This window comes from Aquabacterium sp. NJ1 (assembly GCF_000768065.1).
In the GTDB taxonomy this organism is placed as follows: domain Bacteria; phylum Pseudomonadota; class Gammaproteobacteria; order Burkholderiales; family Burkholderiaceae_C; genus Aquabacterium.
Genome location: NZ_JRKM01000001.1, coordinates 2,416,184 through 2,442,707, shown reverse-complemented (window position 1 = coordinate 2,442,707; position 26,524 = coordinate 2,416,184). Strand labels below are relative to the sequence as shown.

At 63.6% G+C, this 26,524-nt stretch carries 24 protein-coding genes; 16 read left to right on the top strand and 8 right to left on the bottom strand.

Annotation, left to right across the window (positions count from 1 at the left end):
- Nucleotides 1-66: 66 nt before the first annotated feature.
- Both JY96_RS10505 and JY96_RS10500 read left to right on the top strand, forming a co-directional pair.
- On the top strand, nucleotides 67-1,335 hold the full coding sequence (locus JY96_RS10505; protein ID WP_035037228.1) for a hypothetical protein: 1,269 nt from the start codon (nucleotides 67-69) through the stop codon (nucleotides 1,333-1,335).
- 10 nt (nucleotides 1,336-1,345) lie between these two features.
- Nucleotides 1,346-1,768, top strand: a complete 423-nt coding sequence (locus JY96_RS10500; protein WP_035037227.1) for a hypothetical protein — start codon at nucleotides 1,346-1,348, stop codon at nucleotides 1,766-1,768.
- A gap of 30 nt (nucleotides 1,769-1,798) precedes the next feature.
- Here JY96_RS10500 and JY96_RS10495 read toward each other — a convergent pair whose 3' ends face one another.
- Complete coding sequence (locus JY96_RS10495) at nucleotides 1,799-2,224, bottom strand: MAPEG family protein (RefSeq protein WP_052162386.1); 426 nt, start codon at nucleotides 2,222-2,224, stop codon at nucleotides 1,799-1,801.
- Nucleotides 2,225-2,342: 118 nt separating this feature from the next.
- Between JY96_RS10495 and JY96_RS10490 the strand changes: the two genes are divergently transcribed.
- Nucleotides 2,343-2,651 (top strand): hypothetical protein, encoded by a 309-nt coding sequence (locus JY96_RS10490; RefSeq protein ID WP_035037224.1) that lies wholly within the window; start codon nucleotides 2,343-2,345, stop codon nucleotides 2,649-2,651.
- 54 nt (nucleotides 2,652-2,705) lie between these two features.
- Here JY96_RS10490 and JY96_RS10485 read toward each other — a convergent pair whose 3' ends face one another.
- A complete protein-coding gene (locus tag JY96_RS10485) occupies nucleotides 2,706-3,947 on the bottom strand; it encodes an MFS transporter (protein WP_235333898.1) in 1,242 nt (413 codons plus the stop codon).
- Nucleotides 3,948-4,197: 250 nt separating this feature from the next.
- Here JY96_RS10485 and JY96_RS10480 point away from each other — a divergent pair, with 250 nt between their 5' ends.
- From JY96_RS10480 to JY96_RS10470, 3 genes are all read left to right on the top strand, one after another.
- Nucleotides 4,198-4,374: a hypothetical protein gene (locus JY96_RS10480; RefSeq protein WP_235333897.1), complete on the top strand. Its 177-nt coding sequence runs from the start codon at nucleotides 4,198-4,200 to the stop codon at nucleotides 4,372-4,374.
- A gap of 162 nt (nucleotides 4,375-4,536) precedes the next feature.
- Entirely contained in the window at nucleotides 4,537-4,794 is a 258-nt protein-coding gene (gene infA, locus JY96_RS10475; protein WP_035037217.1) for a translation initiation factor IF-1, read from the top strand.
- A 154-nt stretch (nucleotides 4,795-4,948) separates the two neighbouring features.
- Entirely contained in the window at nucleotides 4,949-5,563 is a 615-nt protein-coding gene (locus JY96_RS10470; protein WP_035037215.1) for a PEP-CTERM sorting domain-containing protein, read from the top strand.
- A 183-nt stretch (nucleotides 5,564-5,746) separates the two neighbouring features.
- Here the strand turns inward: JY96_RS10470 and JY96_RS10465 are convergent, their stop codons facing one another.
- From JY96_RS10465 to JY96_RS10455, 3 genes are read right to left on the bottom strand one after another with little or no spacing between them, the layout of a single operon-like run.
- Nucleotides 5,747-6,580, bottom strand: a complete 834-nt coding sequence (locus JY96_RS10465; RefSeq protein ID WP_152606451.1) for a hypothetical protein — start codon at nucleotides 6,578-6,580, stop codon at nucleotides 5,747-5,749.
- Nucleotides 6,577-8,049 (bottom strand): hypothetical protein, encoded by a 1,473-nt coding sequence (locus JY96_RS10460; protein WP_035037209.1) that lies wholly within the window; start codon nucleotides 8,047-8,049, stop codon nucleotides 6,577-6,579. Before JY96_RS10460 ends, JY96_RS10465 begins: the two co-directional genes overlap by 4 nt.
- A gap of 39 nt (nucleotides 8,050-8,088) precedes the next feature.
- Nucleotides 8,089-11,160 carry a type VI secretion system Vgr family protein gene (locus tag JY96_RS10455; protein WP_052162384.1) on the bottom strand — a complete coding sequence of 1,024 codons (3,072 nt, stop codon included), beginning with the start codon at nucleotides 11,158-11,160 and terminating at the stop codon, nucleotides 8,089-8,091.
- Nucleotides 11,161-11,431: 271 nt separating this feature from the next.
- Here JY96_RS10455 and JY96_RS10450 point away from each other — a divergent pair, with 271 nt between their 5' ends.
- The 3 genes from JY96_RS10450 to JY96_RS10440 are packed head-to-tail and all read left to right on the top strand — an operon-like array spanning nucleotide 11,432 to nucleotide 15,143.
- Entirely contained in the window at nucleotides 11,432-12,298 is an 867-nt protein-coding gene (locus JY96_RS10450; RefSeq protein ID WP_052162383.1) for a gamma-glutamyl-gamma-aminobutyrate hydrolase family protein, read from the top strand.
- Nucleotides 12,299-12,335: 37 nt separating this feature from the next.
- A complete protein-coding gene (locus JY96_RS10445) occupies nucleotides 12,336-13,703 on the top strand; it encodes a glutamine synthetase family protein (RefSeq protein WP_035037206.1) in 1,368 nt (455 codons plus the stop codon).
- Between the two features lie 39 nt (nucleotides 13,704-13,742).
- Nucleotides 13,743-15,143, top strand: coding sequence for an aspartate aminotransferase family protein (locus JY96_RS10440; protein ID WP_035037203.1), 1,401 nt, complete (start codon nucleotides 13,743-13,745; stop codon nucleotides 15,141-15,143).
- Nucleotides 15,144-15,190: 47 nt separating this feature from the next.
- Here the strand turns inward: JY96_RS10440 and JY96_RS10435 are convergent, their stop codons facing one another.
- On the bottom strand, nucleotides 15,191-16,195 hold the full coding sequence (locus JY96_RS10435) for a PEP-CTERM sorting domain-containing protein (protein WP_161784297.1): 1,005 nt from the start codon (nucleotides 16,193-16,195) through the stop codon (nucleotides 15,191-15,193).
- Nucleotides 16,196-16,415: 220 nt separating this feature from the next.
- On the opposite strand from JY96_RS10435, the gene JY96_RS10430 reads away from it, so the two are divergent.
- The 6 genes from JY96_RS10430 (at nucleotide 16,416) to JY96_RS22210 (ending at nucleotide 23,317) form a co-directional block, all read left to right on the top strand.
- Entirely contained in the window at nucleotides 16,416-17,540 is a 1,125-nt protein-coding gene (locus JY96_RS10430) for a polyamine ABC transporter substrate-binding protein (protein ID WP_052162929.1), read from the top strand.
- Between the two features lie 23 nt (nucleotides 17,541-17,563).
- On the top strand, nucleotides 17,564-18,700 hold the full coding sequence (locus tag JY96_RS10425; RefSeq protein ID WP_035037192.1) for an ABC transporter ATP-binding protein: 1,137 nt from the start codon (nucleotides 17,564-17,566) through the stop codon (nucleotides 18,698-18,700).
- Nucleotides 18,701-18,712: 12 nt separating this feature from the next.
- On the top strand, nucleotides 18,713-19,636 hold the full coding sequence (locus JY96_RS10420; RefSeq protein ID WP_035037189.1) for an ABC transporter permease subunit: 924 nt from the start codon (nucleotides 18,713-18,715) through the stop codon (nucleotides 19,634-19,636).
- Nucleotides 19,633-20,493 (top strand): ABC transporter permease, encoded by an 861-nt coding sequence (locus tag JY96_RS10415; RefSeq protein WP_052162382.1) that lies wholly within the window; start codon nucleotides 19,633-19,635, stop codon nucleotides 20,491-20,493. The genes JY96_RS10420 and JY96_RS10415 overlap by 4 nt, the downstream gene beginning before the upstream one ends.
- Nucleotides 20,494-20,571: 78 nt before the next feature.
- A complete protein-coding gene (locus JY96_RS10410) occupies nucleotides 20,572-22,026 on the top strand; it encodes a DUF3138 family protein (protein WP_081961623.1) in 1,455 nt (484 codons plus the stop codon).
- A 64-nt stretch (nucleotides 22,027-22,090) separates the two neighbouring features.
- A complete protein-coding gene (locus JY96_RS22210; protein ID WP_052162381.1) occupies nucleotides 22,091-23,317 on the top strand; it encodes a GGDEF domain-containing protein in 1,227 nt (408 codons plus the stop codon).
- On the opposite strand, the gene JY96_RS10400 is transcribed toward JY96_RS22210, so the two are convergent.
- Both JY96_RS10400 and JY96_RS10395 read right to left on the bottom strand, forming a co-directional pair.
- Nucleotides 23,307-23,924: a ParA family protein gene (locus JY96_RS10400; protein ID WP_035042214.1), complete on the bottom strand. Its 618-nt coding sequence runs from the start codon at nucleotides 23,922-23,924 to the stop codon at nucleotides 23,307-23,309. The two genes, JY96_RS22210 and JY96_RS10400, sit on opposite strands and share 11 nt — an antisense overlap.
- A 39-nt stretch (nucleotides 23,925-23,963) precedes the next feature.
- Nucleotides 23,964-25,676 (bottom strand): hypothetical protein, encoded by a 1,713-nt coding sequence (locus JY96_RS10395; protein ID WP_152606449.1) that lies wholly within the window; start codon nucleotides 25,674-25,676, stop codon nucleotides 23,964-23,966.
- Nucleotides 25,677-25,852: 176 nt separating this feature from the next.
- Here JY96_RS10395 and ytfE point away from each other — a divergent pair, with 176 nt between their 5' ends.
- On the top strand, nucleotides 25,853-26,521 hold the full coding sequence (gene ytfE / locus JY96_RS10390) for an iron-sulfur cluster repair protein YtfE (protein WP_035037185.1): 669 nt from the start codon (nucleotides 25,853-25,855) through the stop codon (nucleotides 26,519-26,521).
- The last annotated feature ends 3 nt before the right edge of the window (nucleotides 26,522-26,524 follow it).

The following is a 26,524-nucleotide window of genomic DNA, read 5'->3' as shown; positions in this document are numbered from 1 at the left end:
GCGCGGACCCTGTCTCCAAACGCAAACGATCAACGCCAAGTAAAAAGCCAAGAGGAACACCACAAGATGAAGCGCTTGCAAGCTGTCTGGCTCATCACTGGTCTGGCATGTGCACTGGCCACCGTACCGGCTCGTGCGGTGGACTTGAGTGCCTCGGGTTTTGGCACGCTGGGTTATGCCGTCTCTGACCAGCCCTACAACTACCAGCGCTTTGTCGACGAAGGCGGCACCTTCAAGCGTGACACCGTGCTGGGCGGGCAGCTGGACGCCAAGTTCAGCCCCGAGTGGTCGGCCACCGTGCAGGCCAAGGTCGCCCCTTCGCTGAACAACGACGAAGACTGGTCGCTCACGGCCTCCTGGGCCTTCGTGTCCTGGCGCCCGGGCAATGACTGGCTGCTGCGCCTGGGCAAGCAGCGCGTGCCCATGTACCTCAACTCCGAGAACATGGACGTGGGGCAGACCTATGACTTCGCGCGCCTGCCCTTCGAGATGTACGGCATCTCGCCCTCGAATGATTTCAAGGGCCTGTACGTGTCGCGCACCTGGATGCCCGAGCTGGGTGAAACCACGCTGGATGTGTTCCACGGCGAGGCCGATTTGCAGGCTCGCGCCCACTTGCGGGATATGGGCGCCATCTTCATGCCGGTGTGCACAACCATTTCCGGGGCCGTGCTGACCCTGAGGCAGGACGGCTCCGTTTGGCGCGCGGGCCTGCATCACACCGTCACGCGCCGACGCGATGGGCAGGACTTCTCCAGCCATTACCCCTACGTGTCAGCGGGGCCTGGCGTGGGCTATTACGCGGTGCAACCCCCGATGGTGGGCACCGAGCCCATCGGCACGACCCCCAGCATCGTGAACGATGTGATCACGCTGGGCGGTGACATCGAGGTCGCACCCAACTGGCGCCTGGTGAGCGAGCTGGCTCGCAACATCCAGATGCGCACGGAGAACGGCGCCAACACCGCAGGTGGCTACGTCGCCGTCCTGCACAAGATGGGCGCGCTCACGCCGTATGTCAGCTACGCGAGGCTGCGTTCCATGGGCGTGTCCGTGCGCGTGGCAGACAGCCTCAATGCCGCGCAGTCATCGACGCCCAATCCCGCGTTCAACCCCTCGCAGCGTGCCGCCTCCGACGCCATCATGGTCTACGACCAGGACACCCTGGCCATCGGCAGCTCGTATGCCCTGACCCCGCAAAGCAAGCTCAAGGCCGAGTGGGCACGCACCCGCATCGGCAACCGCTCGGCCACGGTCGATTCACCACCCGGTGAGGACGTGGTCCGCAGGCAGCGCATCAATGTGCTGTCCCTCAACTACAGCTTTGTCTTCTGAGGGGCACCACATGAAACGACTTCAACGTTTTCTCTGTGCTGCCTGGCTGCTGTGCCTGGCCCTGCTGGCCGCACCGGCCATGGCCGGCGTGGTCGTGGTGGCGCACGCCAACATGCACAAGCTGGATCTGCCCACCCTGCAACGCATCTACACCGGCAAGGTGATCGAGGTGGGTGGCGTGTCCGTGGCGCCCATCAACTTCAAGGCTGGCCAACCCTTGCGCCAGCGCTTCCTGGCGGATTACCTGCAGCAGACCGACGACGCCTACGTGGCCTACTGGACGGTGCGTCGCTACGTGGGCAAGGGCGTGCCACCGCGCGAGTTGCCCTCCGTGGCCGATGTGATCAGCTATGTGCAAAGCACACCGGGTGCCGTGGCGTATCTGGATGAGGCCGATGTGCCGGCCTCGATGAACGTGGTGCTGCGCAAGTAAGCGAAGCGCGGGGCCGCCAAGGCTGGCGGCTCACGCCGTCACCAGGCGGTACAGCAGCACCCACCAGATCAAGGACACCACCACATTGCTGATGGCGAACAGCGTGAGGCGGTGCATCACGTTGTTGTGCCCCAGGTGCACGATGGAGTGCCCCAGGCGCAGCGCCACATACGCCCACGACAGCCCCAGGATCAGGCTGTCCACGTTGTGTGTCAGGAAGGCCATGAAGCCGGCGACATAAAACAGCACCGGCACTTCCAGCAGGTTCATGAAATGGCGATTGGGCAGGCGCACCGCATCGGGTACCCGCTCGGATTCCCCATAACGAAAATCCTCCGCCGTGACCTGGCCTTGTCGGCCCGCCTTGAAGCGCGCAAACGGGATCATCAACAGCACATGCATCGTCCACAAGGCCAGGATGGCCATGGGCAGGAAAACGGGTGAATACGTGTGCATTTGCGGCGCGCTCCTCTGAATGGGTGGCCATTTGCTTGACTTTGGGCGAGACAAGCAGGGGGTCTCAGGGCTACCATCGTAGCCAGTACCTCAACCCTGTGTTCCCGGACACTTCGCCATGGGCGTCGACAAGCTGTTCTCTGTTTTCGTGGCCGCCATCTGCGTGGTCATGCTCATCCGGCTCGCCCTGGGCGACGCACGGCGTGCCCGCCTGGATCGTGCGGCCCTCATGGCCTGGGGGCGTCTGCGCTACCAGGTGCTGCGCATCTGGCACTGGCGCCGCAAGCGCCGTTCGGCCGCCCAGGCCAAACAGGCGGCGCAGGATGTCATCAACCGGGTGCGCCACCGTGTCGAAAAGGAAGGCAATGTGCTCACGCCCGAAGCCTTCAAGGAAAAAGAACGCCGAGAGCGCCGCAAGCCGCACTGAGCGCTTGTCCCGCTCTCTTCCACGGGCGCCCTCAAGGCCCCGGCGCCATGCTTCCTACCGGGCCAGTGCCTGGCGCAGCTGCCGCGTCGCGATGCCTTGGCCCACCATCCCCGCTGACATCACGCCCATGATCAGGGTGATCGCCGCGCCGTAGAACACGCTCGATGGCGAGCCATGGTCCATCAGTGAGCCGAAGATCGGTGCGGCCAGCGCAAAGCCCAGATCCAGGCCTGAATACACCGTGCCGTACACGCGGCCCGTGGCACCCGGCGGGGCTGCTCGCTTGATCAGCATGTCGCGCGAAGGGCCGGCCAGGCCGGTGCCAAAGCCTGCCAGCGACACCACCACCGCGGCGGCCACCCCTGGCATCACGCCCAGGCCACCCAGCGTCAACAAGGCGGCGGCCAGCACCATGGCCACGCCAATCGTGCGCTCCAGCCGTTCCACGCGCGCCACCAGAAAGCCCCCCAGCACCATGCCCACCGCGCCGCAGATCATGTAGCCGGTCACCACAAAGGCCGTGGCCGAAATCGGCAGACCATACAGCTTGCTCAGCGCCGGGCTGGCAAAGCCCTGGATGGCGCTCAGCGCGGCCGTGCTGAAGAAGAAAAACGAGAAGCACAACCACACCGAGGGCAGCTTCAAGAACGCCATCGGGTGTTCCACTGGGGCGTGCTGCGAAGGGGCGTGCGGTGCATGCGCCTGGTGATGGTCGTCAATGGCCTCGCGGTTCAAGGCCAGCAGCGTGATCACCGTCAGCCCGACCAGCGCGGCGCACAGGTAAGCCACTCGCCAACTGCCAGAGGCATGGTGGATGCCGATCAGGAACACCGGTGCGGCCGCCCAACCCAGGTTGCCGCTGATGCCGTGGATGGAGAACGCATGGCCCAGGCGCGCCATCGACACCCGCTTGTTCAGGATCGTGAAATCCGCCGGGTGAAACGGGGCATTGCCCAGACCCGCCAACGCCGAGGCCAGCATCAGCCCGCCGTAACCATGCGCCGAGGCCGCAGCCAGCGCCGCCGACACGAAACACGCCAGGGCGGCAAACAGCACCGGGCGCGCGCCAATGCGGTCCACCACGAAGCCCGCCAGGGCCTGCCCCACGCCGGAAATCACGAAGAACACGCTCACCAGCAGGCCCATTTCGGCGTAATTCAGCCCGAATTCCCGCATGAAGACGGGAAAAAGCGGCGCCAGCAGCAAATGATGAAAATGGGATGTCCCGTGGGCCAGGCCGATCAGACCAATCGTGGCGGCATCCTGACGCTTGGCCGAGGCGTCAGGCAGAGGCATGGAGGGCGACATAGACATCGTGCGACTGTGCCACACCCCCTGTTCCCGCGTCATAAATAGGCCCGGGGAATCGCTGGTGGTGGTAGGCTGGAGTGCCGCACCGAACAGCTGTCCAGCGTGGACACCTTGCCCTGGTGAGGCACGACGCCAAGGAGCGATCATGCCCAGCACCCCGTCTCCGTCGCTTGACTACGCGGCCACCCGACCTGGTCAAGCGATGCCTGCCTCTCGCGCAGAAATGTTGCGCACCATGCTGCCCCACACCATGGAATGCCTCAAAGCCCGTCAGGCGAACCTGATCGGCGACGACCTGATCGAGGACTACGTGACCCTCGACTGGCTGGAGTGGGCAGGTGGCGGTTTGCGTCTCACGGAAATCGGCCGCAACCTGTGCAACGCCATGACCCGCAGGCCGGGGGGCGTCTGACCGGGCAGCTTCCCTGCTAGACGGTTTTCCGGTCCGCGTGTTACAGTATCCTGTTTTGCAGATCGGCAACGTCAGTCTTCCTGACCTTGCCTGGCATCCCGGTATCGTCCACACTGAGGAAGGACGGCATCGTACCTGACTCAACCTGCTGGAGACTGGCCCATGGCCAAGGAAGAACTGATCGAAATGAACGGCGTGGTCAACGAAGTCCTGCCGGACTCGCGTTTCCGCGTGACGCTGGACAACGGCCACCAACTGGTCGCGTACACCTCCGGCAAGATGAAGAAGCACCACATCCGCATCCTGGCGGGCGACAAAGTGTCGCTGGAGCTCTCGCCTTACGACCTGACCAAGGGCCGCATCACCTTCCGCCATATCGAGCGCGGTGGTTACCAGGCTCCGCAGCGTTCGTCGCACTGAGCGCAGACCTTTGCCCTGCATCAACGAGGCCGCAATTAGCGGCCTTTTTTCATGCTTGCGCAGCCCAACCCCTCCAAACGCGGCGTGGTGCAGACCCGCAGGATTGGGCACCATGGCTGATGTCGACGTTGTTGAGCCGACATGGAGTTTGAGAATGAGTACCTGGATCAAGCGCAGCGCAAAAGCCGCCGTCGCCATGGCGGTGGCCGCATCAGTTGGGGCTGCACATGCCTACAGTTTTTCGTGCGTGGCGGGTGACGTGACGCCCGGCAGCAATGCCGTGGGCTGCACCACAGCTGGTAACAGTCTGGCCAGTTGGAGCTTGGTGGGCCATGTGCTGACCATCCAGAACGCGGCGGGTGCGGGCAATGGCTCGGTCATCACCGGCATCAGCTTCGACAGCAGCCTGGGCGACACCGTGGCGCTGGCTGCCACGCAGAGTACAGGTGTGCTGTACACCACGGGTGGTGGCGCCCACTTGCCCGCCAGCCTGAACTGGACGGTGGACTTCAACTTCCAGCCTGACCGCAAGCCCACCACCAATGGCATCAACGCCGGTGAATCGCTGGCCTTCAACCTGGGTGGTGTGTCGCTGGCTGACCTCCAGAATGGTTCGTTCAAGTTTGGGCTGCACATCCAGGCTCTGCCGGGTGGCCGCAGCGAAAAGCTGGTGACCACAGCGGTGCCCGAGCCTGAGTCCTATGCCATGGTCTTGGCTGGTCTGGCGGTGGTCGGTGGGATGGCCGCTCGACGTCGCGCACGCGGCTGACGTTTGACAAGAAGGAAGAAGGCACCGGGGGGGCGCACCCGCTGGTGCAGCAGGCTGGGGCTTATTGGATAAGCGCAGAGCATGCATGTGAAGCGACAGGTTGATGCCTGTCGCTTTTTTCTTGGGCACCCCCTTCTGCGTGCGGTTCGTAGAAAGAGCGCGAATTCTTGCTTCCAGCATCAGCTACCTGGGGGCGTTGGCCGGTGTCATCATGTCAACGAGAACCGGCTTGCCTGTGCTTGCCACGATGCGTGCGGGTATGACAAGCATGGCGACGACAATGGCTGTAAGTGCAGTTGTAATCAGAACAAAACTGGAGAAGCAAAGCACGAAACCAATCATCGGGACCCACGGCACGTCTAGATATCTGACGACCTCATGCCGGTATAGGTACAAGGGAATGCAAAGGAATATGGGCAGTAAGAGGCCAATTGGGCCAGGGTGCCACGCGATCCCTGCTTTATCCATGGCAATTTTGGCCTGAGAGCGTCGATACACCGTTGCACATTCGTAAGGTATCCAAACCATTTCGCGCAAAGCGACGTTCGCCCAAATGGCCATGCATCGCGTCGCCGTTTGATGCATCCACCACCCGTGCCAAGCAATGAAGGTCAGTAGGATGCTTGCCTTCGCCAAGAGCGGAGCACTGCTATAGAGAAAGAATGCAGAAAGTGAAGCGCCTTGAAACGCCCAAAAAATTGGCGCAAACCCTGCAAGGCTAAATATGGCCATTTGAGGGGCGGTCCAAACCCAGCGCCCCAGGAGCATCCAAATGCTAACCAGAATGCTCATCGCTGACAGTCCCAGCGCACCCCATACAGCTGCGTTAGACCAGAAGGGCACGCTGCCAGCGACGTCGTTGCCCAAGAACATGCCCATGCCGCCGCAAATTACGGCTACCAACAATGGGATAAGCGCATAGTTTGCAGAACTGGCGCTATCAGGGATACGTGCCGAGTAGTTCCACGGTCCGATGGCTTCCCGACTTTCGAGCACGGATTCAGACGCGTCATTCATAGCGCGGCCCAAGGTTGGTAGTCATTGGGAAATTTGGCGTTGAGATGATCCCAGGATTCACCAAGCCATTTTCCAGCGCTACGAAGCCAAGGCGCAATCCCTGCTGCAGTGCCGTCCCCATTGCCCTGTCCCTTCCAAGCCTTGCCAGCTTGTTTATCCAATGACTCGATGCCGTAACCAACTGCCCACCCGATACCCAGGGTTAGCGCGCCAACGAGCATCGCGGCAACGGCGATTTCAGCCGCGATCATCAAGAGAAACAAAATGGCCGCAACCAAAGCGACGGTCAATACCGCAGCCACCACAGCCTTGACCAAGCTGGTCACCAGCGCTGCTGCCAAGTCATATCCATCCTTCTGGGAATCCGCTTGCCATTCCGCCCACGAGGTCGCCGAGCCAAATATGAAGCTCACTAACGCATTACCCTTGAACGTGCCGCCCACGGCCATCGCCGTTGATTTGAAGACGCTGCCAGCCTTGCCTATGCCTGCATAGACTTGCAGGATCTTTGCATTGCCTGGACCATGTCCGCCTGGGCCAAACACGGGGTTCTTTGCGCTGTAGCCGGTGAAGTAGATGCGAACCTTGCCTCGGACGTATGCAATTTTTGCACTAACCAGCTTGAATGCGCCATCCGCCTGTTTGTTGATGCTGTGCCGGAGCCAATTCCAGTTGTCGCCCGCATAGGCAGCAGCGCCTGCGAGTTGCCCAATCAGCCAGTTGCGTGTCACGACTTCGTTGGGGTCGACGTCGGCCAAGCCCGATTTTCCACCACCTGCTGCAAAGTAGTCCTTCAGCTTCTGGGGCATGCCCTTGCCGTCGCCATCGACTACCGCGACGGTGGGGTGTTGTTCGGCTACAGGGGTCGCAGGGCGATTGCGGCTATACATGGTCAATGCATCAAGCCCAAAGGCAGTGGGGACCGGGTGAAGCGTCCACTGATTAATGCCCAGAGGGTCAGTCGCCTTACAGGTGTTGTCACTGGCTAGGCTTGTTGATGCTGGAGTGGCCTCGTTCTTCAACACGATCACCATCGGAGCGGGCTTGGTCGTCGGCTCGGCATCGTAGCGGGTCTGATCAAGCGTTGACGGGGCATAACGCCCAAGCACCTTGCCATTTGCTTTCAGGATCAGGCTACCTTTAAAGTTCCGCGCAATCCAGAGGTGCAGCCGCTCGCCATCCTTGAATGTGACGGTTTGCCTCTTTGTGTGCTGAACAATTTTCTTGTCCCTTGCATTGTAGAAATCACTTTGATCAGCTTCGACGGTGTAAGACATACCCTTGAAAAGCTGGATCTCAAAAATCACGTCACGATGCTTGCGAAGCATGATTTCCAGCTTGGGCTTGTGGATGACGCATCGAACATCTTCGCCAGGAAGGTCGATACACACCTGCTGTGTGTCAGCTGGAATGACGCGTGGCTTGTTTTTTGGACTTCTGGATTCAGCTGCGGCGGCAAGGATGGACATGTTCAATCTCGTGTTGTCGGTGATTGCGACAGCGGTGAATCAGCTCTTGCGGTTGGGTTGTGTGCTCTTGGAGAGCCCAGGCTTGAAGTCTGTGATATGTGCGGCGCATCCCGCAACAGTGACAGCATGCTCCACGCTCGCGCCATCACGCAGTGTCAAGAGTTCAGAAGCCGGTTGGTCACCGTCCGCGTTGAGCAAACTCACTTGTAGCGGGCGCTTGAACATCGGTAGCGCAGATTGGGCAAAGCTCATGCCGGGTGTCGACGCGCTTCCACCCGAAGTCAACTCCTTCATCGACGCCAGGAAGCTCGCATTCCCGCTCGTCCCGATCTCGATGTTGCCGCCTTCGATCTTGATGTAGCCCCCGCCGCCATTGAGCAGGATCTTCTCGGGCGCGCTGATGGTGATGCTGGCCGCGGTGCTTTGCAGGTCCACGGCCTTCTCTGCCGTCAGCGTGAAGGCATCACTTTGCGCCTGCACGTTGACATTGCCGCTGGCCGCATGCAGCTTCATGCCCACGTCCTGCACGGCGCGTTGGCCATCCTTGGCTTCGCCGCGGGTGAACAGGCTGATGCCGTCTTTCACAGCCCAGGCGGCGTGGCGCTGGCTCAGCAGGTTGGTGTCCTGGCCGGCACTCACGGTGGTGTGCTGACCCACGCTGAGGAGGCTGTGGGCGGGCGTGGCACTGCTGATGTCCGCGGCGGCGCTCAGGACCAGGTCAGGGCGGTCCGTCACGGGGATGCTGCCGTGGCCGCCGTCGATGGTGCGTATGTCGCTGCCTGAGTCTGCGCCGGATTCAGGCGACGCAGCTTGATCGCCCGCCGATTGCACGCCCTTCAAGCTGGTCAGCGTGGCCTGCATGGCCAGCTGCGATGGCAGCTTGTCGGGAGTGACCTCATTGGGCAGCTTGGCCAGGTGCGTCTGCGCGTTCTCGCTCAGGGCCTTGACCAGCTCGGCATGGCTTTGGAGTTGAGCCTGGGCTTCGCGGGTATTGGTGGGCTGGCCTTGTGGGCCCGCGGTGCCGTTGTGGCGCGCGTGGGTGCTGATGTGCAGGCCGCTGCCGGCGCGCAGCGCGCCTTGGGCCTGGGTGTGCAGCTCCAGGCCGTGGCCACGCTGGGCCAGGCGCTGGTTGTCGTTTTGCTGGAGCAGGTGGCCGATCTGCAGCCAGGTCTGGCTCTGGGTGGTGTGGGCCAGCACGCGGCCCTGGCCAGGGGTGTCGTCCAGCACCAGCTGGTTGTAGGCGCCACCACCGGCCTGGGAGGCGTCCAGGCTCTGGCTCTTGAAGCCGCTCAAGCTGGCGGTGTGGGCGTGGCCTTCTTGCTCGCCTTGCCGTGCCGAGCCGGGGAACCAGGCCGAGGCGTTGCCGGTCGCGTTGGCGGCACCACCGGCCACGGCATTGCCCTGGGCGTTGTCGCTGCCCTGGCCGTTGTAGGCGGCGCCGATCACCACGGGGCGGTCGATGTCACCTTCCACGAAGGCGACGACCACTTCCTGGCCCAGGCGGGGGATGAACACGCCACCCCAGTTGGCGCCAGCCCAGTCCTGCGCCACGCGCACCCAGGTGCCGGAGGCGTCGGATGCCGGGGCGTTGCCGCCGCCGCCGTCACCGCCGTTTGTGCTGAGCCGGTGACTGCTGCCCGCGCCGCGCTGCCAGTGGAACTGCACCTTCACGCGGCCGTCGCGGTCGGTGTGGATGGGGCCATCCAGGCCCACCACCAATGCAGTCTGGGTGCCCCAGACCGTGGGCTTGGGGTGGAGCAGGGCGCCTTGGCCATCGGTGAGGGCCGGGCGCACGGGCACGCTGGCACGCTGGGCCTCGAAGCGGGCTTCGTACAGGGGCTCGGTGCTGGCGTTGTTGGCGGCGGCCTCTTTGGCGGGCGCATGTTCGCCGCCCAGCAAGGCGTGGCCCAGCAGGTGCTGCAGGCCGGCCTTGGCATCGGCGCTCATGTTGTTGCGGGCGGCGTGCACCACGCCCAGCACCACGAAGCGGGCGGCATCGTCGCCGCCCTGCAGCAGGTCGGTGTCGTGCTCGGCGTGGTCGAGCAACGTGAACGTGGTGGCGGGCGCCAGGGTGCGCACAGTGGCGCGGCCATCGAACTGCTTGCGCTGGGCTTGCAGCGATTGCAGGTAGACGGTGGCCAGGCGTTCGGCCTCGGCTGGGGTCTCGTAGGCGTAGGCGCCGGGCTGGTCGGTGTGGACCAGGGGCATGGGCTGCTCATGGGCAGCGTCGACCTCGGCGCTGGCGGCATGGTTGGCCACCGAGCGGTAGTCGAAGCTGGCGGTGTTCAGCGTGGTGGCCCCGATGCGGCGCTTGCCGTGCCAGCGGGTGATGCTGTCTTCCTTCATCACCGCGCCCGCTTGCGTGAAGCGGATGCGGCCTTGTTGGTTGGCGTGGAACGCGCCATTGTGGTCGGCGATCACCAGGGTGTGGTTGCCCAGTGTGGCGGCGTCGGAGGCGTCGCCCGTGTGTTCGAACCAGCAGAACAGACCACTGGCGGCCCACAGGCGCTGCAGGAAGTCGAAATCGGTTTCGTCGTGCTGGCTGAGGGTGCTCAAGCGGGGGTAGACGGCCTGGTCCTTCAGGTCCCAGCGCCACTTGGGCTGCAGCGTGCCTTGCGCGGCGTAGTCGGCAAACACGGCTTCGGTGATCTCGACCACGCTCTGGTCCTGGAAGATCCAGGCGTCGGTGCGGTGGCGCAGGAAATCCAGCCAGGCGCCAATCTGCAGGCGGTAGCGGGCGTAACCGCCATCCGAGCCCAGCAGCTCGAAGCCCAGCACGTGGCCGTGGAAGGGTCGCAGGGTGGTGGTGCTGTGCGCGGTGAGCAGCTCCAGCAGCACGGGCTGGCCGATGAGGTCAACAGGCCGGATGCCGGCGTTGGTGCTCAGGGCCAGCAGTTCGATGGCGAAAGCCGGCTCGGCCTGGCGCGGGCCGATGCCTTCGGTGATGCGGGCGCGCTCGGCCAGCAGCACGTCGGGCCCCAGCGGCGTGTGCAGCCGCAACAGGCGGGTGTGCTGGTTGGGGCCGGAGCCGAGCAGGTCGCCCAGCAGGCCATCAACCAGGTCGTGTACGGCGCCGGCCAACGCAGATTGGATGCCGGAGAGGTCGGTCATGCTTCCATCCCAGATTTCTTATAGGGCGAATCAAGGGAAACCCACGTCGCCTGAGGCTGGGAAGTTAGCGCAAAAGCGCCCGCCCGGGCCGGGCCTACCCCCGCTTGGGGGCCTGCTTGGCACCATCAATGTGCAAGCAAATGTTAGGCAGCGCCTCAGTGCCTCGGAGTTGGCGCCTTCGGCCTGATTTCACGGCATTGACAACACCCTGCGTTGCACCCCGGTTGACAGTTGTAACGGCTTTGGCACACTGTTTGCAGCGAGTGGCATCATGAGTGCAAACCAGATTCACCCGCCCCTTGTGCTGGTGCCCGCGTGTCAGCGCATCCTCGGGCGTCATCCCTTCCATGTCGCGGGCAAAAAGTACATCGATGCGGTGCGCCTGGCCGGTTGTGTACCCTTGGTGGTGCCCGCTGCGCAAGCAGATGAGTTGCCCGCCCTGCTGAGCATGGCCAGCGGCATCCTGCTGACAGGTTCGCCTTCCAATGTCCACCCCAGCCATTTTGGCGAAGAGGTGCTGGATGAATCCCTGCCGCTGGACCCTGAACGTGACGCGTGGACGCTGCCGCTGATCCGGCTGGCACTGCGCTGTGGCATGCCGCTGCTCGGCATTTGCAGAGGCTTTCAGGAGGTGAACGTCGCCTTGGGGGGCTCCTTGTACCAAGCCGTGCACGATGAGACCGGGCTGATGGACCATCGGGGTGACAGCAGCAAACCGGTGGAAGAGGAATATGGCGAGTCCCACCCCGTCAAGCTGATCCACGGTGGTTTGCTGGACCAGGCTTTGCAAGGCATGGCCGAGCCGGTCATCCAGGGCGGCGAGTTCATGGTCAACAGCCTGCACGGCCAAGGCGTGAAGCGCCTGGCCGATGGTGCCCGCATCGAGGCGCTCGCGCCCGATGGCGTGGTCGAGGCCTTCTCGTGGCACCCCGCGGCCGATGACACCGAGGCGGTGCACGGCGGCTTCAACTTGTGCCTGCAGTGGCACCCGGAATGGCAGGCCGCCAGCAACCCGGTTTCCCAACGCATCTTCAAGGCTTTCGGGTCGGCGTGTGCCGCTTACCAGTCTGCGCGCTTGTCGCCTTCGGGCGCGGCCTCAGACCATGTTGAGCGTGTGCAGCATCCTGAAAGACGGTAGTTCTCTCCAGCCCACAACCCAGAACTTAGGTGATGACATGCAAAGCAAGTTACCCGGCAGCTTCAGCGATCTGGAGCAATGGCTCAACGAGCGGCGTGTCACCGAGATCGAATGCCTCGTACCGGACCTGACCGGCGTGGCGCGCGGCAAGATCCTGCCGCGTGAGAAGTTCACCGAAGACCGCGGCATGCGCCTGCCCGAGGGCATCGTGGCCATCGGGGTAACCGGCGAGTTCCCGGCCAGTGGCCCGTATTACGATGTGATCACGCCGACCGACCGGGACATGCACCTGCAGCCCGATCCGGCCACCGTGCGCATCGTGCCCTGGGCCACGGACCCGACCGCGCAGGTCATCCACGATTGTTATGACCGCGAGGGCAAGCTGATCCCGTATGCGCCGCGCTCGGTGCTCAAGCGCGTGTGCCAGTTGTATGACGACCAGGGCTGGTCGCCTGTGGTGGCGCCCGAGCTGGAGTTCTACCTGATCGAGCGCAGCGTGGACCCGAACATGCCGCTCAAACCGCCCAAGGGCCGCAGTGGCCGCGCCGAGACCTCGCGCCAGGCTTACTCGATCGACGCGGTCAACGAGTTCGACCCGCTGTTTGAAGACATCTACGATTACTGCGAGAAGATGGAGCTCAACGTGGACACCCTGATCCACGAAGTGGGCGCCGGGCAGATGGAGATCAACTTCTTTCACGATCACCCACTGGGGCTTGCCGATGAGGTGTTCTTCTTCAAGCGCACGATTCGCGAGGCGGCGCTGCGCCATGAGATGTACGCCACCTTCATGGCCAAGCCCATGGCCAATGAGCCTGGCAGTGCCATGCACATCCACCAGAGCGTGGTCGACAAGGTCACTGGGCAGAACATCTTCAGCAACCCGGATGGCTCACCCTCGCAGGCGTTCTACTGGTTCATCGGCGGGCTGCAGCGCTACATCCCGGCTGCCATGGCCTTGTTCGCGCCATATGTGAACAGCTACCGCCGGCTGGTGCGATCCAATGCGGCGCCGATCAACATCCAGTGGGGCACGGACAACCGCACGGTGGGCATCCGCTCGCCAGTGGCCACGCCTGCTGCGCGCCGCATCGAGAACCGCGTGGTGGGCTCGGACGCCAACCCCTATGTGGCCATGGCGGCCACGCTGGCTTGCGGCTATCTGGGCGTCACCAAGCAGATCGAGCCGACGCCGGAGTGCCGGGGGGATGCTTATCTGGGCGATTACCAGTTGCCGCGCAGCCTGGGCGAGGCCGTCAACCTTCTGCGTGACGAGACGGACCTGGCCGAAGTGCTGGGGCAGGACTTCATCACCATCTACACCGAGATCAAGGAAGTCGAGCACGCCGAGTTCATGAAAGTGATCTCACCATGGGAGCGTGAACACCTGCTGCTGCATGTGTGATGGCGCTGCACCATTGATAACGACAAAGAGGACCCCACCATGAGCCCCACTTTCGAACACAGCACAGCCGAATGGCAGGCGCTGGATGCCGCCCACTTCCTGCACCCTTTCACCGATTTCAAGGCGCTGGCGGCCAAGGGCACACGCGTCATCACCAAGGCCGACAACATCTACCTGTGGGACAGCGAGGGCCACAAGCTGTTTGATGCGATGAGCGGCCTGTGGTGCGTGAACGTGGGTTATGGCCAGCAGGCGCTGATCGACGCGGCCACCGCGCAACTCAAGACGCTGCCGTTCTACAACTCCTTCTTCCAGACCACGACGATGCCGGCCATCGCGCTGGCGCACAAGCTGTCGCAGCTGAGCCCGCCGGGCTTCGAGCATGTGTTCTTCAGCGGCTCCGGATCAGAAGGCAATGACACCATCGTGCGCCTGGTGCGCCGTTATTGGGATCTGCTGGGGCAGCCGCAACGCCACACCATCATCAGCCGCTTCAACGCGTACCACGGCTCGACCATGGCCGGCGCCTCACTGGGTGGCATGACTGACATGCATGCGCAAGGTGGCCTGCCCATTCCCGGCATCGTCCACATCGACCAGCCTTACTACGTGCAGCACGGCCGGCCAGGCGAGAGCAAGGACGACTTCGGCAAGCGGGCGGCGTCCTGGCTGGAGGCCAAGATCCTGGAGGTTGGGCCCGACAAGGTGGCGGCTTTCATCGGCGAGCCCGTGCAGGGCGCGGGTGGCGTCATCATCCCGCCCGACACCTACTGGCCCGAGATCCAGCGCATCTGCGATCAATACGGCATCTTGCTGGTGTCCGACGAGGTGATCTGCGGCTTCGGGCGCACGGGGCATTGGTTCGGCTGCGAGCGATTTGGCTACAAGCCCGACCTCATCACCTTTGCCAAGGGCGTGACCTCTGGCTACATCCCGCTGGGTGGGGTGCTGGTGGGCGAGCGCGTGGCCAAGGTCTTGATCGAGCAGGGCGGCGAGTTTGCGCACGGCTACACCTACAGCGGCCACCCGGTGGCCTGCGCGGTGGCGCTGGCCAATCTGCAATTGATCGAAGAGCAAGGCCTGGTGCAGCGCGTGCACGATGACACCGGCCCGTATCTGGCGGCGCAGTTTGCAGCGCTGGCGGCGCACCCCTTGGTGGGTGAGGCCGAGACCTGCGGGCTGATGGGCGCGATCCGGCTGGTGCGGCGCAAGGCGCAGGGTGATCAGCCGGCCGAAGCGTTTGCTGCGGACCAGTCCGTGGGCATGGTCTGCCGCGGGCATTGCTTCGGCAATGGTTTGATCATGCGGGCCGTGGGTGACCGCATGATCATCGCGCCGCCGCTCGTGATGACACGCGCCCAGGTGGACGAGTTGATGGCGCTGATCCGGCATTGCCTGGATCTGACGCTGGCCGATCTGCAGGAGCGCGGTTGGTATTGACGCGAGCGGCTGGGCGCCAGCCGTGCGCCAAAGGCCGCCTCAAGGGCTCAATGGCGTTGACGGCGTCGAGCCACGAGGGCGGTGACCATGCTCAGCCCGAGCATGCTCAGTGCGCCGGCAGAGGGCTCCGGTACGGCGCTGGTGGCGGTCGGGATGGCCGCGCCTGCGTCGAATGTGAGCGTCGCGCCTTGAGGGAGTTCAAGCCCGGTGACTGTTAACGTGTGCGCGAAATCTGCGTGGGCATTGTTCAAGCTGGCGGCATGGATGCCGAGGCTGAAGCCATAGAAGTATTTGCCGCAATAGGCCTGCCCGGCGCCGGACTCGGGGCAGCCGAACGCCACGCTGTCAGCGGAGACGGAGAAATCCTGGTCAAAGGTGTCGGTGCCGCCAGTGCCGTTGGTGTGTCGGGCACTGAGGATGCGGGCGTGGTCCGTACGGATCTGGGGCAGCAGATCCATGGCTTGCAGCGGGTCGACGTCGTCCCCATTGCCGGCCAAATTGAGCGCGTTCAAGGTGCCTTCATCCACGCCGGAACCAAAGGCGACCAGGCTCATGGCTGCTTTGGAGCCCATGGTGAGCGAGGTCAGGGTGCCCGACAAATGCAAATTCATCTTGATGGTGCCGGGTTGGTCCGAGATGGTGAAGTAGCTGATGCCCGCCATGGCCAAACCCATGGCATGCAAGTCAGAAAAACTCTGCCCGGTGCTGGTCGAGGCGGCCACGCTCAGTTTGTTGGGCAACACGGCGGCATAGGCCGAGGCGGTGTCATATTCGCCCGCGACACCTTTGAGGATGGGCTTGGCGAGGCCCAGCAAGATGGCCGCGTCCGTGCCGGCGTCATCGCCCGCCGATTCGCCTGACACGGCAGCCAGCGTGCTGGACTGCGACACATACCAATGGTTGAGTTGCCCGGCCTCGAACGAGGGGAGCACGGAGACCGCGGTGGACGGCGATACCGGCCCCATCTGGGCCAGCGCTTCGCTGGCGCCTGTGCTCAAAAGCATGACCAGAGCAGCGCCCAGGCATGGGCGGGCACGACGAATCGTTTTCATTGGAGGGTCCCTGAATGTGGTTTTTGGAGCGCCAGGCGCGGCCGAAATTCTAGGGTTTGAGCTGATCGCGACGGCTCCTACCTGTGGGGGATCTGGGCGTTCTTTTGGCGCAACAATTGCTTGGCGCTTTGTGCCGTGAGGCTGGTCCACTGCTGCGATCGGCTTGGACTTGGACCCCGGATGCGCCCACAATACCAAGGACTTCAAGGAGCTGGACACCATGACCGCAAGGATGACTGTGACGACCTTTTTGAAACCTCTGAGCGCCGCAGCCTTGCTGGCGTTGACGGCCCTGGGCGGTGCCCACGCCGAAGAGGAAAAGGTGCTCAACGTCTACAACTGGTCCAACTACATCGCGCCTGACACGGTGGCCAACTTCGAGAAGGAGTACGGCATCAAGGTGCGTTATGACGTGTTCGACTCCAACGAGATCGTGCACGCCAAGCTGGTGGCCGGCAAGACGGGCTACGACATCGTGGTGCCCTCGTCCTACTGGGCCAAGATGCAGGCTGATGGCGGCTTGCTGCAGAAGCTGGACAAGTCCAAGCTGCCCAACCTGAAGAACATCGACCCGGCCATCATGGCCCAGCTGGCCCGCCTGGACCCTGGCAACCAGTACATGGTCAACTGGATGTGGGGCTACACCACGGTGGGCATCAATGTGGACAAGGTCAAGGCCGCACTGGGTGACCTGCCCATGCCGGACAACGCCTGGGACCTGGTGTTCAAGCCCGAGTACATCAGCCGCCTCAAGAGCTGCGGTGTGTCCTTCCTGGATTCGGCCACTGAAGTGGTGCCCGCTGCCTTGCATTACCTGGGCAAGCCCGCCTACAGCAAGAACATCGCCGATTACCAGGCCGTGCCGCCCGTGCTCAAGGCCATCCGCCCCTATGTGACGCTGTTCAGCTCGACGGGCTACATCAATGACCTGGCCAATGGCTCGATCTGTGCCGCCTTTGGTTACTCGGGCGACATCAACATCGCCAAGAACCGCGCCCTGGAAGGCAAGACGGGCCAGAACATCAAGACGCTGACGCCCAAGACGGGCGGCGTGATCTTCATGGACACCATGGTGATCCCGGCGGATGCGCCTCACCCCGAGAACGCGCACCTGTGGATGAACTACATCATGCGCCCCGAGGTGCATGCCTCGCTCACCAACAAGGTGTTCTACGCCAACCCCAACCTGGCGGCGCGCAAGTTCGTCAAGCCCGAGATCGCCAACGACCCGGCCGTGTTCCCGCCCGAGTCCGAGATGAAGAAGATGGCCCAGCCGGACGCGCTCAACAACGACATCCGTCGCCAGATGACGCGCATCTACACCTCGTTCAAGACCGGCCTGTAAGCGATCACCAAAGGGGCCCTGCCATGAGCGTTGGCGATCAGGCTGAGGCCTTCTTGCGCATCGACAAGCTGATCAAGGATTTTGGTGCGCAAGACGGCAGCGTGTTCCGCGCTGTCGATGGCGTGTCGCTGGACATCGTCAAGGGCGAGATCTTCGCCTTGCTGGGGCCATCCGGTTGCGGCAAGACCTCGCTGCTGCGCATGCTGGGCGGCTTCGATCTGCCCACCTCGGGCCGCATCACCTTGGGTGGGCAGGACCTGGCCCAACTGGCACCGTACCAGCGGCCCATCAACATGATGTTCCAGTCGTATGCGCTGTTCCCGCACCTCAGCGTGTGGGACAACATCGCGTTTGGCTTGAAGCGCGAAGGGCTGCCCAAGGCGCAGATCAGCGAACGTGTGGAGGCCATGCTCAAGCTGGTGCAGCTGGGCAAGTTCGCGCACCGCAAGCCGCATCAGCTCTCGGGCGGGCAGCAGCAGCGCGTGGCGCTGGCGCGCAGCCTGGCCAAGCAGCCCAAGCTCTTGTTGCTGGACGAGCCCCTGGGCGCGCTCGACAAGAAGCTGCGCGAGGAAACCCAGATCGAGCTGGTCAACATCATCGAGACCGTGGGCGTGACCTGCGTGATGGTGACGCACGACCAGGAAGAGGCCATGGCCATGGCCAGTCGCATCGGCGTCATGAGCGAGGGCTGCATCCTGCAGGTGGGCTCGCCGCGCGAGATCTACGAAACGCCGGCCACCCGCTTCGTGGCGGACTTCATCGGCAACGTCAACCTGATGGACGGCTCGCTGGAAGTGGATGAAGCCGCCCACGTCGAGATCACCTGCCCGGACGTGCGCCACTGGGTGGGCCACGGCATCACCGGCCACACCGGCATGCCGGTCACGGTGGCGCTGCGCCCTGAAAAGATCCGCATCTCGCGCAGGCCGCCCGAACAGGAAGAGGGCATGGCCCCCGCGCCCTACAACCAGGTCAAGGGCCGCGTGAAGGACATGGTCTACTTTGGCAGCGACACGCTCTACCACCTGCAGCTGCCCAGCGGCGCCATCCTCAAGGTCACGCAGAGCAACACCGAGCGCCACCCGGACGACACCCTGAGCTGGGATGACGAGGCCTATGCCTGGTGGTTGCCCAGCGCCCACGTGGTGCTGACGCAATAAGGCGGGCCGGGCATGAGCAGCATCCGCAACCCCAAGCTCACCTGGGCCGGCCGCAGCGTGATCGGCGTGCCTTATCTGTGGCTGCTGCTGTGCTTCATGCTGCCCTTCCTGATCGTCCTGAAGATCAGCATTTCCGAGATGGAGACGGTGGCCTTCAAGGACCTGATCACCTGGGTGGATGGCGTCTTGCAGGTGCGCGTCAAGCTGAGCAACTACCTGTTCATCACGCAGGACGACCTGTATTTCAAGACCTACCTGGCCAGCCTGAAGTACGCCGGCATCACGACCGCCTTGTGCCTGATGGTGGGCTACCCCTTTGCCTACTTCATGGCGCGTGCCGCCAAGGCCGTGCAGCCCGCCTTGCTCATGATGGTGATGCTGCCTTTCTGGACCTCCTTCCTGCTGCGTGTGTACGCCTGGAAGGGCCTGCTGACCGAAGGCGGCTGGGTGGCCACGGTGCTGGATGCCTTGCACATCGATCGCCTCTTGATCGCCACCAACCTGATCCCGGGGCCGGGGCAGTACATGAACACGCCGTTCTCGCTGGTGCTGGGCATGGTCTACACCTACCTGCCCTTCATGATCCTGCCCTTGTACGCCAACCTGTCGAAGATGGACATGCGTTTGCTGGAGGCTGCGTCCGACCTGGGCGCCACGCCGTGGGTGGCCTTCTGGAAGGTGACGGTGCCGCTGTCCCGCGCGGGCATCGTGGCGGGTTCCATGCTGGTCTTCATCCCCTGCGTGGGCGAGTTCGTGATCCCTGAATTGCTGGGCGGCCCGCAGACGCTGATGATCGGCCGCGTGCTGTGGGACGAGTTCTTCGCCAACAATGACTGGCCCATGGCCTCGAGCGTGGCGGTGGTGATGATCCTGCTGATCCTGGTGCCACTGGCGCTGTTCAACAAGGCGCAGGCCGACCAGGAGGCGCACCGATGAGCAAGCCCGCGGCCATACCGGCTTACCAGCGGCGCGGGCAATGGATCGCGCGGGCCTGGTTGACGGCGGGTTTTGTCTTCCTGTACCTGCCCATCGTGGCGCTGGTGGTCTACTCGTTCAACAACTCGCCCTTGCCCACGGTGTGGGGCGGCTTCACGCTGCAGTGGTTCACCAAGCTGCTGGAAGACACCGAGATACTTGGTGGCCTGTGGTTGTCGCTGCAGATTGCTTTTTGTACCGCCTCTTCGGCCGTGGTGCTGGGCATGCTGGCCGCCTGGGGGCTGGCGAAGTTCAAGCGCTTTGGCGGCCGCACCTTGATGGTGGGCATGATCAATGCGCCACTGGTGATGCCCGAAGTCATCATCGGCCTGTCCCTGCTGCTGATGCTGGTGTCCGTGCAGCGGGCGCTGGGCTACCCCGAGCGCGGCATGCTCACGATCTGGCTGGGCCATCTGCTGGTGGGCATGGCCTACGCCACGGTGGTGATCCAGGCGCGCCTGCAAGACCTCAACCCGCAGCTGGAAGAGGCCGCGCAGGATCTCGGTGCCCGCCCGCTGCAGGTCTTCTTCCTGGTGACGCTGCCCATGATTGCGCAGTCCCTGGCTTCGGCCTGGCTGCTGACCTTCACCCTGTCGCTGGACGATGTGGTGCTGGCTGCCTTCTTGTCCGGGCCGGGTTCGTCCACCCTGCCGCTGGTGATCTTTTCGCGTGCGCGCCTGGGGCTGGACCCCAGCATCAATGCGGTGGCCACGGTGGTGATCGCCGTGGTGTCGCTGGCCGTGGTGGGGGGCAGTTATGCGCTGGCCCGTGCCGAGCGGCGGCGCGCACAGGAAATCGCGCAGGCCACAAGGGGCTGAGTTCAAGGCCTGGTCCGGGCCTTCAGCACACCTTCGGCTTGCCGCTTGTATCGTGAATCAAACAAGGAGCACAGCAAGATGAAGCACAAGACAACCTGGTCCCTGATGCCCGTGGCCCTGGCAGCCTGCCTGGCCAGCGCCGCCGCACCTGCACATGCTGACACGACCCAGGACCTGCTCAACGAGCTGCGCGCCCTGAAGGCCCGTGTGGGCGAGCTGGAAAAGAAGCTGGAGGCGCAGACGGCCAGGCAGGCGAGCAAGGAAGCCAGCCCGCCAGCCGAAGCCCCCGCGCCCGGCATGACGCCGGATCAGCTGCAGGACTTCAACCGCATCGCCGTCAAGACGGAGGCCCTGGAAGACTCGCGCGACATGCTGGGCTTCAAGGGCCTGAAGGTCAGCGGCTACATGGACCCGACCTTTGTCTTCAACCAGCGCCAGCACCAGGCGGGCTTCCAGTTCCTGAACTCGGTGGGTGATGGTGGCTACACCTATGACAATTCCTACATTGGTTCGGCGGCCATCGATTTCATCAAGGAGACCGAAGGCGGCTCGCGCTGGCGCCTGACGCTGTCGCCGCAACGCAGCACCCAGGCCGTGTCGGAAGGCAGTGCCTCGATCCTGCACGAAGCCTCGGTGTCCATCCCGCTGACCGACCTGCAGACCCGCTTCATTGCCGGCCACATCCCGGACTGGTCCGGTTATGAATACCTGCAGCCCACGCTCAACAAGCTGATCACGCACAACCTGCTGTTCGATCTGACGCTGCCCGCCGCGTATACGGGCGCCGGCATGGAGCTCACGCGCGACAAGTGGATCGTCAAGGGCGTGGTGGCCAACATGAACGCCAGCAAGCGCAACGCCAACGAAAAGACGCCGGTGCTGGCCTACCGCGTGGACTATGCCAAGGGCGAGTTCCAGGGCTTCGGGTTTGCAGGGGTGCATGGGAAGGCGCACAACGGTGCGGCGTTTGATGCCAACGGGAACGCCATCACCGATCCGAGCAGTGGTGTGGCTTATCCGGGCAGCTCCCGTGTCGACTTGTTCGAGTTCGATGCCTACTTCATCCGTGGCGATTGGACCGTGCAAGGCCAGGCCAGCTGGGGGCGCCAGAAGCATGCATCTATCACCGCTGATCCCAACACGGGTGAGCTGCGCAACGCCATCTGGTCCGGCCTGTCTGGCCTGGTCGCCTACAAGTTCGAGCCTCGCCTGGAGGGGGTGGTCCGCCTGGATCGCATCTTCAACAGCAAGAATGGTGGGGGCTTGCTGACCTACTCGGCCTTTGATGACCACAATGGCATCGGCCCCGCTCAGGTGGATGCCGACGGTGATGGCAACATCGACAACCCGAACAAGGGCGTGGATCGCACGGCTTTGACCTTGGGCATGAACTACGCCTTCAACCTGAGTACCGTGTTCAAGGTGGAGTACCGCTACGATTGGGCCAGCGGCCCGGTGTTCCTGGACACCAAGTCCAATACGTACAAGAAGAACAACCAGTTGTTGAGCACCGCCGTGGTGGTCAGCTTCTGATGGATGCGCAACCATCGGGCTGTTCGCCGCCCGCCATGGCGCGTGATGGCTTGAGGAGTGCTGTATGGGCGATCCGCGCCATGACTTCGACCAGTTGCTGCAGCAGCGGCGCTGGTTGGACCCGATCCCGCTGGAGCTCCAGCGAGCTTACCGCGCGCAGCGCCTGGAGGAGTTCAACCGCCTGGTGAAGTTGTGGGGTCCCTTGCTGCCCATCAGCTTCATCGCCTTTCAGGCCTTCACGCTGATCTTCTACACCGCCGAGCTGCACGGGCCGGACCTGACCCTGCTGTTCTCGACCGAAGGCGTGGTGGTGGTGGCGATCCTGCTGGGCTTGCTGGTGGCGCACCAGCCGGCGTGGCGCCTGTCTTACGAAAAGTGGATACCCTGGGTGCTGGGGCTGATCCTCGCCATCAAGGTGGTGGCGGGCTTCAATCTGGCGAGTGCATTCCTGGCGATCAATCAGGTCTACATCACCTTGCTGGTGGTGCTGATCGGCACCTTGTCGCTGCAGCTGCCCATCCGGGCTTGCCTCAAGGGTTGCGTGCTTGGCGGGCTGCCCTTTCTGGCCCTGCCCTGGGTGGCCAACCTCCATTACGGCCTGCTGTTCTTCGGGCATTACGTGCTGACGACCACGGTGGTGATGTCGGTGGTGGCCATGCGCGAGGACAAGGACCGCATGATGTTCCTGCAGTCCATGCAGCTGAGCCACGAGCGCCAGGAGGTGCAGCGCCTCAATGTGGAGCTGGCCGAGCTGGCGCGCAAGGACGCGCTCACCGGCCTGCCCAACCGGCGTGTGTTCGACGAGGCCCTGCGCAGCGAGTGGGACCGTGCGCGGCGCCACCGCGCCAGCCTGGCCTTGCTGATGATCGACGTGGACCACTTCAAGCGCTACAACGACCGTTACGGCCACCCTGCAGGCGACCACTGCCTGGTCGAGATCGCCGGGGCCATCGGCGGGGTGGTGCGCCGCCCGGGCGACGTGGCCGCGCGGTACGGCGGCGAGGAGTTCGTCATCCTGCTGCCGGGGACGAATGCGGAGGGTGCTTGTGAACTGGCAGCACGCTTGATCCACAAGGTCGATGCCTTGCGGCTGCCACACGAGGCCTCACTGACGGCGCCCCATGTCACGGTCAGCATCGGCGTGTCGGTGTGCGTGCCGCTGGGCGCCACGAGTGCGCAGAGCCTGACCGATGAGGCCGATGCCGCCTTGTACGCCGCCAAGGCGGCGGGCCGCCACACCCTCCAGTGCCGGACGGTGGGCCAGGCCGACGGCGATCAGCTCAGTCCTTGAGCCACTTGAGGATGGGGGCCCATTGATCCAGGTCTTTCTCGACCTTGGTGGCGGCCACGTCCCACAAGCTCAGGCCATGCGCGGCCAGGTGGGCGTAGTTCTGGGTGTCGCGCAACAGGCCGAGCAAGGGGATGTCCAGCGTCTGCAGGAACTCCTTGAGGTGCTCGGTGGCCTTGGTGTGGTCCTTGATGCGGTTGCCGACCACGGCCAATTGGGCTTTGTCGCTCTTCTTGCGCCTGGCCAGCTCGGCCAGGAAATCCTGCGTGGCATAGATGTCGAACACGCTGGCCTGCAGGGGCACAATGACCTTGTCGGCCAGCTTCATCACGGCGTCCAGCCCAGGGCCATGCAGGCCTGCGGGTGTGTCCAGCACGATGTGCGTGGTGCCTTTGGGCGGGCGCGCGATGTGGTCGTCAGTGATGTCCCAGCTCTGGATCTGGGGGAGGTTGTCGGGGCGCAGCTTGAGCCACAAGCGCGAGGATTGCTGGCGATCGACATCGCCCAGCATCACGGCATGACCCTGGCGGGCGAAGTAGCCCGCGATGTTGCTGGACAGCGTGGATTTGCCCACGCCGCCCTTTGGATTGGCGACCACGATCACCGGCATGGTGTCCTCCTCATTGGCATCCGAGGAGGACATTGTGACTCAAGGTGTGGTGACCTTGGTGAGCGAGTTCGCGGTGTCGGCGTTGTAGGTCCAGAGGACCACGTCCCGGCCATAAGCAGGCGGACCGCCATAGCGCCACAACTCCATCAGATTGGTCCGTGCCGCAAAGGGCTCGTTGCTCGCGTAAGCCACGACGTTGGCCCAACCGGCGTCCAATGGGACCGTGCCCAAGGTGAGTTTCTGCCCCGTGCTCAAGTTGTAGCTCAGCAGCGGTGCGTTGCTGCAATCGGTCGCGCCCGACAGCGGTTCACACCACACCACCTGCAGCACGTCAATGCCACTCAGGCGGATTTGCGGCGACCACATGTAGGCGGAGATGTAGACCCCTGTCGCGACGGGAGTCGGTGTGCCGCCTTGTGCCGTCGTCTTGAAGATGTCCGAGAGCCAAGAGGCGTTGGGGTTGGTGCCGGTCTGTCTGAAGAACACCGTGTCGTTCACCACGCCGACCACCTGACCGTCTGACGGCGATGCACCTTGCGCCAATACCGTCGCGGTGCCATTGCTTTTGCTGAAGGCGGTCAGTGTTGCGTTGGTGCCCGGCTGGGTCGTGTCCAGCGTTTGCTGGACAAGCACCGAGCTCTGAGACACCCACATGCCGCTCACCCTGCCAGCCGCTGCAGCCAGGTTGCCCAGCTTGCTCATGGAGCCAGTGGGTGAAATCACGATCAGGTCGGTGCCATTGGCGAGGTAGAGGTTCTGGCTGTCTGCGGTTGTGCGCGGGTAGCTTTCCGGTGTGGCCAATTGCAGGACCGGGCTACCCAGCACCATCTGGCCGTTGCTGATGCTGCTGACATAAAGGGATGAGCCCAGCTGGACCAGCCCCTGGAAGGGCGCTGATGGCAGGTGCCCGATGGACTGTGCGCGCTCATTCTTTTGAACCACGTGATCTGAAACCGCCACCGGGTAGAGCACGGTCTTGAGGTCGGTGCTGTACACCCCTAGCTTGGCGGTGCTGCGGTCAAGTGCGAGGATGCCGGTAGCGGGGCTCGAGAGATTGTCCTGGATGGTTTCGATCAATTCGAGACCGTTGCTGCCCCCCTGGATACCTGCTTGTGTGGGGCCGGCGTTCGAGTCCACGAGGGTGACGCCGTTGTCGCTGGTCTGGTCACATTGGCCGTCAGGGCCGGCGGTGACCACCTCCAGCCAGGATTGCGTGCCGTCCAGGCCGAGCTCGATGAAGCCCGTTCGTGCGAAGCCGCATGCGTCACTGATGTTGGAAACGGTTTGAGGCGTGCCCACCGTGGTGCCCCGCAGATCGACGCGGGCGACATGGCGGTTCTGAATGACGTAGAGCTGGCTGGCCCCATCAATGTGGGCGGATGCGCCATCGCTGGCGGCGGTGTAGCGGTCGCTCACATACCAGTCCGCTCCTGCGGCGCTGTGTGCGGGCAGGTCGAGCTTCAGTACGGCGGTGTGGTTGCGCGAGTCAACCACCACCAATTGACGCGTGCTGCCCGTGCTGGTGCTCTGGCTGGTTTCGCTGACCCTGAAAACGCTTTGAGATGTTGACGTCGAAGGGGTGTTCGATCCGCCCGAGCCGGTACCTGAACCGCCGCCCGTGTTGCTTGGCAGCGATCCGTTGTCCGCTGGAGCCGGCGCCCCACCTCCGCCTCCACATGCGGTAAGCGCAAGGGCGCTCAAAAGCGCGATGCCTGCAACGCGCAGGCCATTGTTCGGACGTGACTGGTCCATGACGACACACTCCCTGTGTAGATTTGTTCAAGGTTCTTCGGACACGGTCTCATGCCGCGCGCGAGCATGATAAAGGTCACAGTCTGCCCCTCGGCCCCTCGTTCGAAGGGAGTAGTGCACTTCTTTATCAAAACATATATCATTCATGAATGTTTTAGCGAGAGAGAGATCCGACCATGACATTCATGCAGCAATCCCTGGGGCAGATCGCACGGGAGGTGCCGGGTGCCACCGATGTGTTCCATGACTACAAGCTCGACTTCTGTTGCGGCGGTGCCCACACCCTGCAGGAGGCTGCCGCCAAGAAGGGGCTGGATGCGGCACCGATTGCGGCGCGGCTGGCGCAACTGGTGTCGCAGGCGGAGGTGGCCCCGCGCCAGTGGGCGGACGAGGACATGCCCGAGCTGGTGGACCACATCCAGTCCTACTTCCACGCGCGCCACCGTGAGCAATTGCCCGAACTGGCTCGCCTGGCCAAGCGTGTCGAGGCCGTTCACCGTGAACACCCGGCCTGCCCACTGGGCCTGACGAAGCTGCTGACCGAGATGAATTCGGAGCTGGCCAGCCACATGGAGCGCGAGGAAAGCATCCTCTTCCCGCTGCTCAAGGCGCACGAGTACAACGCCTCGCAAGGGCCGATCCAGGTGATGCTGACCGAGCACAACCACCATGGCGAGAACCTTGAGCGCGTCGAAGCCTTGACCCAGGACATGACGCCGCCACCCGGCGCCTGCAACACCTGGCAGGCGCTCTACCTGGGGCTGCGCGCCTTCCGCAAGGACCTGATGGCCCACATCCATCTGGAAAACAACGTGCTGTTCGACCAGGCGCGCGTCGCCGCGTGAGTT